The 11,736-nt window shown below is 41.6% G+C and carries 12 protein-coding genes; 11 read left to right on the plus strand and 1 reads right to left on the minus strand.

Annotated elements, in window-relative coordinates; translation table 11 throughout:
* The first annotated feature begins 46 nt into the window (after positions 1 to 46).
* The 3 genes from mntR to ACIQZD_RS17405 all read left to right on the plus strand — a co-directional run bounded on the left by mntR (position 47) and on the right by ACIQZD_RS17405 (position 2,041).
* On the plus strand, positions 47 to 475 hold the full coding sequence (gene mntR, locus ACIQZD_RS17395) for a transcriptional regulator MntR (protein WP_063234342.1): 429 nt from the start codon (positions 47 to 49) through the stop codon (positions 473 to 475).
* Between the two features lie 175 nt (positions 476 to 650).
* The gene (locus tag ACIQZD_RS17400) at positions 651 to 1,346 is read left to right on the plus strand and encodes a class I SAM-dependent methyltransferase (protein ID WP_402904893.1); all 696 of its coding nucleotides are present in this window, start codon (positions 651 to 653) and stop codon (positions 1,344 to 1,346) included.
* On the plus strand, positions 1,346 to 2,041 hold the full coding sequence (locus tag ACIQZD_RS17405; protein ID WP_402904895.1) for an AIM24 family protein: 696 nt from the start codon (positions 1,346 to 1,348) through the stop codon (positions 2,039 to 2,041). The genes ACIQZD_RS17400 and ACIQZD_RS17405 overlap by 1 nt, the downstream gene beginning before the upstream one ends.
* 107 nt (positions 2,042 to 2,148) lie before the next feature.
* On the opposite strand, the gene metA is transcribed toward ACIQZD_RS17405, so the two are convergent.
* Positions 2,149 to 3,057 carry a homoserine O-acetyltransferase MetA gene (gene metA, locus ACIQZD_RS17410; RefSeq protein ID WP_402904897.1) on the minus strand — a complete coding sequence of 303 codons (909 nt, stop codon included), beginning with the start codon at positions 3,055 to 3,057 and terminating at the stop codon, positions 2,149 to 2,151.
* Between the two features lie 168 nt (positions 3,058 to 3,225).
* On the opposite strand from metA, the gene ACIQZD_RS17415 reads away from it, so the two are divergent.
* The 8 genes from ACIQZD_RS17415 (at position 3,226) to ACIQZD_RS17450 (ending at position 11,716) form a co-directional block, all read left to right on the plus strand.
* Positions 3,226 to 3,759 carry a hypothetical protein gene (locus ACIQZD_RS17415; protein ID WP_402904899.1) on the plus strand — a complete coding sequence of 178 codons (534 nt, stop codon included), beginning with the start codon at positions 3,226 to 3,228 and terminating at the stop codon, positions 3,757 to 3,759.
* Between the two features lie 78 nt (positions 3,760 to 3,837).
* Positions 3,838 to 4,314: a glutathione peroxidase gene (locus ACIQZD_RS17420; protein WP_402904901.1), complete on the plus strand. Its 477-nt coding sequence runs from the start codon at positions 3,838 to 3,840 to the stop codon at positions 4,312 to 4,314.
* Positions 4,315 to 4,453: 139 nt separating this feature from the next.
* A complete protein-coding gene (locus ACIQZD_RS17425; protein ID WP_402904903.1) occupies positions 4,454 to 5,299 on the plus strand; it encodes a DegV family protein in 846 nt (281 codons plus the stop codon).
* A 53-nt stretch (positions 5,300 to 5,352) separates the two neighbouring features.
* Entirely contained in the window at positions 5,353 to 5,997 is a 645-nt protein-coding gene (locus ACIQZD_RS17430; RefSeq protein ID WP_402904905.1) for an HD domain-containing protein, read from the plus strand.
* Positions 5,994 to 7,871 (plus strand): ABC-F family ATP-binding cassette domain-containing protein, encoded by a 1,878-nt coding sequence (locus ACIQZD_RS17435; protein WP_402904907.1) that lies wholly within the window; start codon positions 5,994 to 5,996, stop codon positions 7,869 to 7,871. Before ACIQZD_RS17430 ends, ACIQZD_RS17435 begins: the two co-directional genes overlap by 4 nt.
* Positions 7,872 to 8,000: 129 nt before the next feature.
* Entirely contained in the window at positions 8,001 to 9,137 is a 1,137-nt protein-coding gene (locus ACIQZD_RS17440; RefSeq protein WP_402904908.1) for a conserved virulence factor C family protein, read from the plus strand.
* 302 nt (positions 9,138 to 9,439) lie between these two features.
* Entirely contained in the window at positions 9,440 to 11,110 is a 1,671-nt protein-coding gene (ilvD, locus tag ACIQZD_RS17445; protein WP_402905603.1) for a dihydroxy-acid dehydratase, read from the plus strand.
* 171 nt (positions 11,111 to 11,281) lie between these two features.
* Complete coding sequence (locus ACIQZD_RS17450; protein ID WP_402904910.1) at positions 11,282 to 11,716, plus strand: BrxA/BrxB family bacilliredoxin; 435 nt, start codon at positions 11,282 to 11,284, stop codon at positions 11,714 to 11,716.
* Positions 11,717 to 11,736: the final 20 nt, after the last annotated feature.

Here is an 11,736-nt window from a genome sequence, read left to right on the forward strand (position 1 = left end):
TATATAGTAAAATTTTTAGATATGCGTTTGAATGGGAGGATTCCGAATGCCTACACCAAGCATGGAGGATTACATAGAACAAATTTATTTACTTATTGAAGAAAAAGGATATGCAAGAGTTTCCGATATTGCCGAAAATCTTTCCGTCCACCCATCTTCTGTTACAAAAATGGTTCAAAAACTGGATCAGGAAAAATATTTGATATATGAAAAGTACCGGGGTCTCGTTTTAACTGCAAATGGGAAAAAAGTTGGTAAAAGGCTCGTATACCGTCATGAACTTTTAGAACAGATGTTAAGGTTGATTGGGGTCAAGGAAGAAAATATTTATCATGATGTAGAGGGGATTGAACACCACCTTAGTTGGAATGCCATCGATAGGATTGGAGACCTGGTTGAATTCTTTGAAGAATCTCCTGACCGTGTCGAGGATTTACGAAAGATACAAAAAAGAAATGAAGAAAATTCAAAATAAGCTGCCGCTGGCAGTTTTTTTTTATGTATTTGAAAATCACTAAGGGGCGAGGTTTTAAAAGAGGATTTTTGAATTAAGAGCAGAATAGCTATAGGGAAGCTCCGGTATTTTGATTCGGCAAAATATTTTTCAGGAACTTATTTAGTTAGAGGTTAAATGGGAGGATGAATTTGAGATGAATTTACATACATGGCATGAAGAGTCGAAAAAGGAATGGGATGTTTTTGCACCTATGTGGGTGAAGAATTCGCAAGAAATGTGGGAAACGGGGAGCCGGAAAAACATTATTCCGTTCTTTTCTGAATTTGTACCTTCGGGAGTGAAGGTGGCTGACATAGGCTGTGGAGATGGAGTTGGTTCCTTAAAATTGGCCGAAGCGGGCTATGAAGTAACCGGAGTTGATTTATCTAATGTGATGATTGAATATGCAAAGGGAAAAACCGCTCAACAAACAGGACTTTCTTTCCTGCAAGGAGATTTTTATAATCTTCCATTTAAAGATGAAGAAATGGATGCGGCAATGGTCATTAATTCTTTGGAATATACCGGTGAACCATTAACGGTGATGAAGGAAATCCAACGGGTATTAAAGCCTGGAGGTTATGCCTGTTTTGGAATACTTGGTCCAACAGCTGAACCACGAAAAAAATTCAGTTTTCAACGGTTATTAGGAGATAAAGTCATCATGAATACAATGCAGCCTTGGGAATTTGAAAAAATGGCTTTAGAAACGGGATGGAAGGCAGTAGCTGATACCGGCGTTGCAAAGAGAGGGGTGGACTATACAAAGCTGGGACATTTTTCAAAGGAATTAAAGCAAGCTGTATCGTTCATGTGGCTGTTCCTCCTGCAAAAAGAGGTGGGGCAGTGATGGAGAAGTATCGAATCGATCAATTCGTTGAAAAGACGAAGCAGCAGGATAAAGGGCAAGGATTATTCGAACTTGAAACGGAACGAATCCTGGAGATTAATTTGGAAAAGCAGATCTGGGCAAAAATGGGGACGATGGTTTCTTATCGAGGCCATATTAAATTCGAGCGGGAAGGCATCTTGGAGCATGGTCTTGGTAAACTCTTTAAAAAGGCCTTAACTGGTGAGGGTGCATCATTGATGAAAGCGACCGGAAGCGGCAAGTTATACGTCGCGGATCAAGGGAAGAAGATTTCTATTTTACAGTTAAATGGTGAATCGATCTGTGTTAACGGAAATGACTTACTTGCATTTGAGCCGGGGATTTCATGGGATATAAAAATGATGCGGCGCATTGCCGGGTTATTGGCCGGGGGATTGTTCAACGTAAGGCTCGAGGGGAGAGGCATGGTCGCATTCACTTCTCATTATGAGCCGCTTACTTTAATGGTGGAACCTGGGAATCCGGTCTATAAGGACCCGAATGCCACAGTAGCATGGTCAGGGGAATTGCAGCCTGAATTCGTAACGGATGTCTCATTGAAGTCGTTTTTTGGAAGGGGAAGCGGCGAATCCGTTCAAATGAAATTCGAAGGTCAAGGATTTGTGGTCGTCCAACCCTTTGAAGAGGTGTACTTCGGTAATAAAGAATCATGAAACAAACAACCTGAGTCAGAAACTCAGGTTGTTTCCCATGATAATCCGAAGTGGCTTTTCAAGAAAACGATTCACTTAAGAGTGAAAGCTTCTTTTTTCTTACTCTTTCAATCCCACTCATAAGGGGTAGATTGGTAGACATAATAGTTCAGCCAATTCGAGAACATCAAGCTGCAATGGCTCTTCCAGCGGTGAAGAGGTACCTTGGTCGGATCGTTATCAGGAAAGTAATTTTCAGGGAGCTGCGTATTGATCCCACGCTCCCTATCGCGTCTGTATTCTTCACCTAGGGTATCGGCATCATACTCGAAATGGCCGGTAACCATAATTCTTTTTCCGTCAACCGAAGCTGCAATCAATACACCAGCTTGATCGGACTGTGCGAGAACCTTCAAATCAGGATGATTAACTAATCTTTGATAGTCAATATCCGTATAGCGTGAATGAGGGGCCATAAAATAATCATCGAATCCGCGGACTAGATTTTCATTCGGTTCAAGGACCTCATGGGTGTATATGCCGAAGCATTTCTCTGGAAGTTCGTATTTGCCTATTCCATAATGATGGTACAGGGCAGCTTGTGCCCCCCAACAGATATGTAGGGTGGATGTGACATTTTCGCTTGACCAGTTCATGATATTCTGCAGTTCTTCCCAATAATTGACGTCTGAAAATTCCAGCTTTTCTACTGGAGCGCCTGTAATGATCAAGCCGTCATATTTCTTCGTGCGAATTTCATTAAATGATTTGTAAAATTGATCTAAATGAAATTTACTTGTGTTTTTTGATTCATGTGTGCTCAAGCGCAGGAATGATATATTTACTTGAATGGGAGTATTGCCAAGAAAGCGCAGTAACTGGGCCTCCGTTTTTTCTTTCTCTGGCATTAGGTTTAAAATTAATATATTCAATGGACGGATTTCCTGATTGGTAGCTCTTTCCTCATCCATAACGAAGATATTTTCCTGTTCTAAAATTTCCCTTGCTGGCAGTTGTTCCGGAATTCTGATTGGCATGATTAGCCTCCTTCTTCAAAAATCATAATATTTTAATTATATAGAAAATTATTGAATAGAAAAGCTATTTTAATAATTTCTTGTAAATCCCGAAGGAAATGGCCCGGGAATGGTAAAATGGGAAGATCATGAATACATAAACTTATAAGTTGGAGAGGTGTTTGGAGATTGTTTGATCCTACAGCATTTGAGAACATGAAAGTGGTATTGGAAGGAGCGGTTTACGATCGTGACTTCATTGGAGATATATTGGTCATAAACCGTGATGATATAGTGAATCTCTCAACCATGTCCAGATCATATAAGATTGAGATGGAATTGAAAAAAATAATGGCGCCTATTTCGATTAGAGGTGCCATCGAGTTACACGCTTCACTCAAGAACCTAAGTTCGGAGTTGCTCGATGCCGATATTGATGATACGCATACGGGCTGCACGGTCAATATTTTCATTTCTTTTCCCAAAAAGCTTGATGAAGTGAATGCTGAACAATTGTTGAACGACCTGGAAAAAATTTGGGGAGATCAAAGAATCATTACAGTGACGACCAGCGATACGGTCAGTAAAAAAATGCAACCAGTTACTTCATCTATATATAAAGTATCATTTGGAAGGCTTGTAAAAGAAGAGCAAATGGATGATTTGGAAGACATGGTAGAGTATTTGATTCAATCCATCCAAGCAGTGAAGATTCCAGGATGATAGGCAAAGGATAAAAGTTGGTAAACGTACCTTTAAATACGGTAAAATGAATCATCATACTAAAGGGAGAGATCATATATGTCCATTTACGATTTTGAAGTCAATAAAATTAATGGCGAAACCATCTCGCTTGAGGAATATAGAGGGAAAGTGATGATCATAGTGAATACCGCAAGCAAATGCGGTTTTTCGCCACAGTATGATGATTTGCAAAGCCTGTATGTGCAATATAAAGAGGATGGGGTTGTCGTACTTGGTTTTCCGTGTAATCAGTTTTTGAATCAGGAGCCTGGTGATGATCTGGAAATCGATTCATACTGCAAATTGAATCATGGTGTAACATTCCCGATGTTTGCAAAAGTGAATGTTAATGGAAAGGAAGCCCATCCCTTATTCAGCTACCTGACTGAAAATGCTCCCGGAGTGATGGGGTCCAAATCGATAAAATGGAATTTTACAAAGTTCTTGATTGACAGAGATGGAAATATCGTCAGCCGGTATGCGCCTAAAACAAAACCTCTGGAAATGGAAGAGGATATAAAAAAATTATTATGAGGAATGATATCGAGTCCAACGGAAGCTTCAGTTGGGCTCTTTTTTTGAGATAAGAAATTTAATGCAGCATCCGTTTTTAAAAGGGGACAGATGGTTGGGATGTTGAATATAATGGAATACACAAATGAGGGGGGAAAACATGGAACGAATTGCATGGGTAACAGACAGTACGGGAACTTTAGACGAAGAATTATCATTGAATGAACATGTATACGTCGTTCCGATGGTCGTCATCATCGATGGGAAGGAATATGAAGATGGCGTCGACCTATTACCTGAGGAATTATACCGGCGGATGAGTGAGGATAAAATCACCGCCACTACGTCACAGCCGTCGGTCGGAAGATTCCAGGAGTTATATAAGGAGCTTGAAAAAAGCTATGATCGAATCATAGCCGTACACCTTTCAAGTGAATTGAGCGGCACCGTTTCCGCGAGCAGGCAAGCTGCACAATTGGTTACAATCCCCGTTGACGTTTTTGATACTTTACTTATTTCCTTTCCGATGCTATTAATCTTGAAACGGCTCATGCATCATATTGATAATGGCGATACAATCAATGAGGCTTTCGTCAAAACGAGAATGTATGCGGATAACCATGAAACCTATGTATTAATAGGTTCTTTAGATCAGCTGCACCGCAGCGGCAGACTAACAAACGCACAGTATATTCTAGGAAGCCTGTTGAGCTTTAAACCCATCATTTCAATCGAAAACGGTGTGCTTCATACTAAATCTAAACCCCGGAACCTTAAAAAAGCGGAAAAACAGATCTTCACTGATTTTCGCAGATCAGTCGAAGCGGGAAAAGTAAAAGAATGCACCATATTATATGGTGCAGTGTCGGAGCAGGCACAAAGATGGAAAAAGATGATATCCGAAGAATTTCCTCATGTGTTGACCTATGTATCCCCACTGGGCAGTGCCATCGGGGTGCATACCGGTGAACAGACGATTGGAATCAGTTGGTTCAATGAAGATTAAAGCACACCATTATTGAGAACCATGGTAAAATAGATAGGACATGGAGTGGTGAAATGAAACAAACGATGATTGAATTAACGGAGAAGTATGTATATGACCAATTGAATTCTGATGCCAGCGGCCATGATTGGTTCCATATCGATCGTGTACGTAAGCTGGCTTTACATATTGCAAAAGAAGAACGAAAAGGAAATGAGTTCATCATTGAATTGGCGGCCCTACTTCATGATATCCCGGATGATAAATTAAACCAGGAAGCCGATGGAGGCTGGAAAAAGCTTGATGCTTGGTTTGATGAAATAAAGTTGGATAATGATAGTGTGGATGCCATCAAACAGATCATCAATACAATTTCATATAGTGCAGGGCAGTTGAAGCTTCCCTCGATCGAGGCTGAAATTGTTCAGGATGCGGACCGCTTGGATGCAATTGGTGCCATTGGCATAGCCAGGACATTTGCATTTGGCGGAAAAAAGGGACAACTTATGTATGATCCTTCATTGCCCATAAGGGAAAACATGACCAAGAAGGAATACAGGAATGGCAAAAGCTCTTCCATTCATCACTTTCATGAAAAGTTATTGCGTTTACAAGATATGCTCAATACTTGTACAGCCAAGAAGATTGCAAGTGAAAGGCATGAATATATGATTGGATTTTTAGAGGAATTTAATAAGGAATGGGATGTACGATTATGAAAGTTTTTAGCATGGAACATGTAATGAAGACCCAAGGGGAAAAGCTGCTTTTTAAAGATGTCTCTTTTTCCATTACCGAAGGGGAGAAAATCGGGATCGTTGGAATAAACGGCACCGGTAAATCGACATTATTGAATATTATCGCAGGGTTGGAAGACAGTGATTTAGGAACGAAGGATCACCCGAATGATTACACGATTTCCTATCTATCCCAAGACCCTCATTTTGATGAGAAATTGACGATCATGGAATATATGTATGAAAGTTCAACTCCTGTATTTTCGTTGATTAAAGAATATGAAAAGACGCTCGTTCAACTCCAGGTAGATCCGCAGAATGGCGCAGTACAGGACCGTTTGTTAAAACAGCAGCAGGATATGGACACGCTTGGCGCCTGGGATACAAGTGCCAATGCCAGAACGATTCTGACCAAGCTTGGTCTTCCTGATCACTCAAGGAAATTGGGGGAACTGTCAGGTGGTCAAAAAAAACGTGCGGCCCTGGCAAAAACCTTGATTGAGACCCCTGATTTACTGATTTTGGATGAGCCTACCAACCATCTTGATTTCGAAAGCATCACTTGGCTTGAAGAATATTTGGGGAAATATCAAAAGTCCGTTTTATTTGTAACCCATGATCGATATTTCCTTGATCGTGTGTCCAATAAGATTTGGGAAATTGCCCAAACGCAGCTTTTCGAATACAAAGGAAACTATGCGGATTATTTAGAATCAAAGGCCATTCGTGAAGAGAACGAGTCAGCTGAAAGAACGAAAAAGGAAAGTCTATTCAAAAAAGAACTGGCCTGGATCCGTAAAGGAGCCAAGGCCCGTACAACGAAACAAAAGGCCAGGATCCAACGCTTCGAAACATTGGAATCAGGTGTAAAGGATAAGCAGAAAACCGAGAACCTGGAAATGGAATTAAGCGGTGCCCGTCTTGGGAAAAAGGTGCTTGAGATGCAGGATGTTTCTAAATCCTTCGGTGATCGAACCATCATCAACCATTTCTCCTTCCTTTTCAAACCGGGTGATCGCATTGGGATCGTCGGAAATAATGGCAGTGGAAAGTCAACCTTGTTAAATATCCTGGCCGGACGGGAATCCATTGATGAAGGTAACCTGGAAAAAGGGCAAACCGTGAAAATAGGCTACTATACGCAAGAAAGCGTCGATATGGATGAGAATTTGCGCATGATAGAGTATATTCGTGAAACGGCGGATTCCATCGCCCTTAAAGATGGCAGTTTCATATCGGCTGCGCAGATGCTTGAAAGGTTCTTGTTTCCAATGGGATCGCATGGAACGCCAATCCGCAAGCTGTCAGGAGGGGAGAAAAGGCGTTTATATCTCCTTAACATATTGATGTCGGCACCTAATGTCCTGCTTTTGGATGAACCGACGAATGATTTGGACACGCAAACCTTGACCGTTCTGGAGGATTATTTAGAAACGTTTTCAGGTGTAGTCATTACCGTATCACATGATAGGTATTTCCTGGATAAGACGTGCCATCAGCTTCTTGTTTTCAAGAATAAAGGTGAAATTGATTTCTATTACGGCAATTATTCAGAGTTCTTGGAAGAAAAGACGGAAGAGACCGTGCCGGTAAAAGCACCGGAACCTCAGATGAACCGGACCGAAAAGAAAAAGAAAAAACTGACCTATGCGGAAAGTAAGGAATGGGAAGGAATCGAAGGGAACATGGAACGGGCCGAGCTGCGCCTGAAAGACATAACATCAGAAATGTCAGCGGCGGGAAGCGATTTTGAAAAAGTCCGCCTTCTGCTTGAAGAAGAAAAGGAACTAACGGATAAATTAGAGCATTTGATGGAAAGATGGACATATTTAGCGGAAAAATTGGAAGAGGAATGAGCGTGGAGACTGGTCCAAGGGAGCAAACTTGGATCGGTCTTTTTTTTGCCAATCTCAATTGCATGAGAATCTGTTGCCGATGTGATAATATCTAGTACATGAAACGTCTTGTAAAAGGAGAGAAATGCATTGAAAATTAAGTCGATAGAACCTACACCAAGTCCGAATACAATGAAAATCAACTTAACTGAAGAGCTATTAGCTGGTAAAAGCAATAATTATAAGAAAGATCAAGCTGATCAGGCACCCCAGCTGATCAAAGATTTATTTACGATCGAGGGAGTGAAAGGGGTATATCATGTTGCGGACTTCTTAGCCGTTGAGCGGAATGCGAAATATGATTGGAAAGATATCTTGGTCCAAATCCGTCAGGTTTTCGGGGAAAAAACCGAAGAACAAAATCAACAAACAACATTAAATGAACATTACGGAGAAGTAACTGTTGCCATTCAACAATTCAAGGGCATTCCGATGCAAATTAAAGCTAGTGATAGCTTACACGAAAAACGTTTTGCCTTACCGGATTATTTCATAAAGGGCATTGCAGCTGCCCAAAAAGAAGATGACAATGTAGTCCTGCTTCGAAAATGGAAGGATTATGGCGTAAGATATGGTGATATGGAAGATATCGTGAAGGAAGTATCGGACGAGCTGATTGCAGCTTATCCGGAAGAACGAATTAATCGGCTAGTAGCCGCTGCAAATGAAATGGTGGATACGAAGGAAGCATTTCTGAAACGACCAAAAATTAAACTGACTGCAGAAATGCTGAATGACGAAAGCTGGGAAAAGCGTTATCAGGCTTTAGAACAAATGGAAGATCCAACGGTTGATGATATACCCGTATTGGACATGGCACTCTCCGACAGTAAGGTCTCCATTCGAAGGCTCGCGGTCGTATACTTGGGTATGATTGAGGATAGAAAAGTACTCCCGAGCTTGTATAAAGCATTGAAAGATAAAAGTGCGGCCGTAAGACGAACGGCTGGTGATTGTTTATCAGATCTTGGCTTTGAAGAAGCGATGGGAGAAATGTCTCAATCACTTTCGGATAAAAATAAATTGGTTAGATGGAGGGCGGCGATGTTTTTATACGAAGTGGGAAATGAAACGACCCTCCCTTATCTGAAGCAAGCCGAACAGGATCCTGAATTCGAAGTGGCCCTTCAGGTCAAGATGGCCATTGACCGTATAGAAAATGGGGAAGAAGCAAAAGGTTCGGTTTGGAAGCAAATGACAGAATCAAGACAAGCGAATGACAAGTGATTTGGAATAACCCAGGCAAAAGGCATGCGGATTAAATCATCCGCATGCCTTTTTATTTTTGCGGGTTATATCCAGTCGTTTGACATAAGTTCCCCTCAGGTCGAATCCCAAAACATTAGTTTCTAAGATATAAATTTGATCTCTATTATTTTAGTAAAATGATTTTTGTAGATTTTTAGTGTTGAATGGTTGCATTTGTATGTAAATATGTTAGAATTTTTAGAGTATACTAAAAATTATATTATATTGAATCATTAAACATTTAGTGGAAATTGGGGGTACAACAAATGTCTACATCAAATATGAGAAGCGACATGATTACAAAAGGGGTCGATCGAGCTCCACATAGAAGTCTGCTGCGGGCAGCAGGGGTTAAAGAAGAAGATTTCGGTAAACCGTTCATCGCGGTTTGTAATTCATACATCGATATCGTTCCAGGTCATGTCCACCTTCAGGAATTCGGAAAAATAGTGAAGGAAGCGATTCGCGAAGCGGGCGGTGTTCCTTTCGAATTTAATACGATCGGGGTAGACGATGGAATTGCGATGGGTCATATTGGTATGCGCTATTCCTTACCAAGCCGTGAAATCATCGCAGATTCCGTGGAAACTGTTGTATCGGCACATTGGTTTGACGGTATGGTCTGCATTCCAAACTGTGACAAGATAACGCCGGGAATGATGATGGGAGCACTTCGTGTCAATATTCCTACAATATTCGTAAGCGGCGGACCCATGAAAGCAGGTAAGGATAAAAATGGTAAATCTCTTTCGTTAACATCCGTTTTTGAAGGGGTGGGTGCTTATCAAGCAGGTAATATCAATGAAGAGGATTTGCAGGAAATCGAGCAAGTTGCATGCCCTACTTGCGGTTCTTGTTCAGGAATGTTCACAGCAAACTCCATGAACTGCCTGGCTGAAGGATTGGGACTTGCGCTTCCGGGAAATGGAACGATTTTGGCGGTAGCCGAAGAACGTAAGGAATTCGTTAAGAAATCCGCTAAACAGTTGATGGAGATAATCAAACAGGATATCAAGCCTCGTGATATCGTTACGATTGAAGCAATTGATAACGCATTTGCATTGGATATGGCGATGGGCGGTTCGACCAATACCGTTCTTCATACACTTGCATTGGCACATGAAGCAGGTTTTGAATATCCGATGGAACGCATAAATGAAATAGCTAACCGCGTACCGCATCTAGCGAAAATCGCACCGGCATCCGATTATCATATTGAAGATGTACATAATGCCGGTGGGGTAAGTGCCGTCATTAATGAGTTACTCAAAAAACCAGGTGCCTTCAATGGAGATTGCCTTTCTGTCTCAGGTAAAACGCTCCGCGAAAATGTAGCTGGTTGTGAAATATTGGACAAGGATGTAATCCATCCATTGGATAATCCGCATTCTGAGCGTGGCGGGCTTGCTGTATTGTTCGGTAACCTTGCTCCTCAAGGTTCAATCGTAAAAGTGGGCGCCGTTGACGCATCAGTTGGTGGCTACCATAGAGGTCCTGCCATTTGTTTCGATTCCCAGGAAGATGCACTTTCCGGGATCATTACCGGAAAGGTTAAAGAAGGGGATGTAGTGGTCATTCGTTACGAAGGGCCTAAAGGTGGCCCGGGTATGCCGGAAATGTTGGCACCAACTTCCCAAATCGTCGGGAGGGGACTTGGAGCGAAAGTCGGGTTGATCACTGATGGCCGCTTTTCAGGCGCATCTCGAGGCATCAGCATTGGTCATATATCCCCTGAAGCAGCTGAGGGAGGCCCGATTGCCTTTGTTGAAGATGGTGATATCATCGAATTGGATTTGAATAATCGCAAAATCGAATTGGAAATTTCCGATGAAGAATTCGAAAAACGCAAAGCGAATTGGAAAGGCTTCGAGTCAAAAGTCAGAACGGGCTATTTAGCACGTTATTCCAAACTTGTAACGAATGCCAGCTCAGGCGGAGTGATGAAAGTTTAAGTTAAAAGGAAGACTAAAACATGGTGGCAGAATGAAAGTGGATTCTGTCAACCATGTTTCTTTGTGAGGAACAATGAATTTTACAAAGCTTTAAGCGTCATTTTTGCATATTCACTTAACGATATAGTATGATTATTCTAATTGAAGAAATGTAACCAAGGGGGTTTTTTTATGTCAATGGCATATGATGAATATATGAAACAAATGGTGAAACCAATGCGTGCGGAACTGGTGCAAGCAGGTTTTGATGAGTTGGAATCCGCTGAAGCGGTTGAAAGCTTTATGGAATCGGTAGAAGGTACGACACTTGTGGTCGTGAATTCCGTTTGCGGCTGTGCTGCAGGGTTAGCCCGTCCAGCTGCTACTCAAGCCGTACTGCAAGCAGACAATAAGCCAGATCATTTGGTAACTGTATTTGCCGGCCAAGATAAGGAAGCCACTGCTAAAATGCGGGAATACTTCGATGGAATAGAACCTTCTTCACCATCAATGGCTCTTTTAAAGGGCACAGAGGTCGTACATTTCATTCCACGACATGATATAGAAGGACAGCCAATGGAAGCTATCATGGAAAATTTATTGGCAGCGTTCAGTCAAGTGAAATAAGCGATAAAGCGGAATGTCCT

Origin of the sequence: Peribacillus sp. NPDC096447, assembly GCF_044762725.1 — a bacterium.
In the GTDB taxonomy this organism is placed as follows: Bacteria; Bacillota; Bacilli; order Bacillales; family DSM-1321; genus Peribacillus.

Coding starts and splice junctions, on each gene's coding strand:
- mntR (WP_063234342.1), top strand. CDS start 47: ATGCCTACACCAAGCATGGAGGATTACATAGAACAAATTTATTTACTT.
- ACIQZD_RS17400 (WP_402904893.1), top strand. CDS start 651: ATGAATTTACATACATGGCATGAAGAGTCGAAAAAGGAATGGGATGTT.
- ACIQZD_RS17405 (WP_402904895.1), top strand. CDS start 1,346: ATGGAGAAGTATCGAATCGATCAATTCGTTGAAAAGACGAAGCAGCAG.
- metA (WP_402904897.1), bottom strand. CDS start 3,057: ATGCCAATCAGAATTCCGGAACAACTGCCAGCAAGGGAAATTTTAGAA.
- ACIQZD_RS17420 (WP_402904901.1), top strand. CDS start 3,838: ATGTCCATTTACGATTTTGAAGTCAATAAAATTAATGGCGAAACCATC.
- ACIQZD_RS17425 (WP_402904903.1), top strand. CDS start 4,454: ATGGAACGAATTGCATGGGTAACAGACAGTACGGGAACTTTAGACGAA.
- ACIQZD_RS17430 (WP_402904905.1), top strand. CDS start 5,353: ATGAAACAAACGATGATTGAATTAACGGAGAAGTATGTATATGACCAA.
- ACIQZD_RS17435 (WP_402904907.1), top strand. CDS start 5,994: ATGAAAGTTTTTAGCATGGAACATGTAATGAAGACCCAAGGGGAAAAG.
- ilvD (WP_402905603.1), top strand. CDS start 9,440: ATGAGAAGCGACATGATTACAAAAGGGGTCGATCGAGCTCCACATAGA.
- ACIQZD_RS17450 (WP_402904910.1), top strand. CDS start 11,282: ATGTCAATGGCATATGATGAATATATGAAACAAATGGTGAAACCAATG.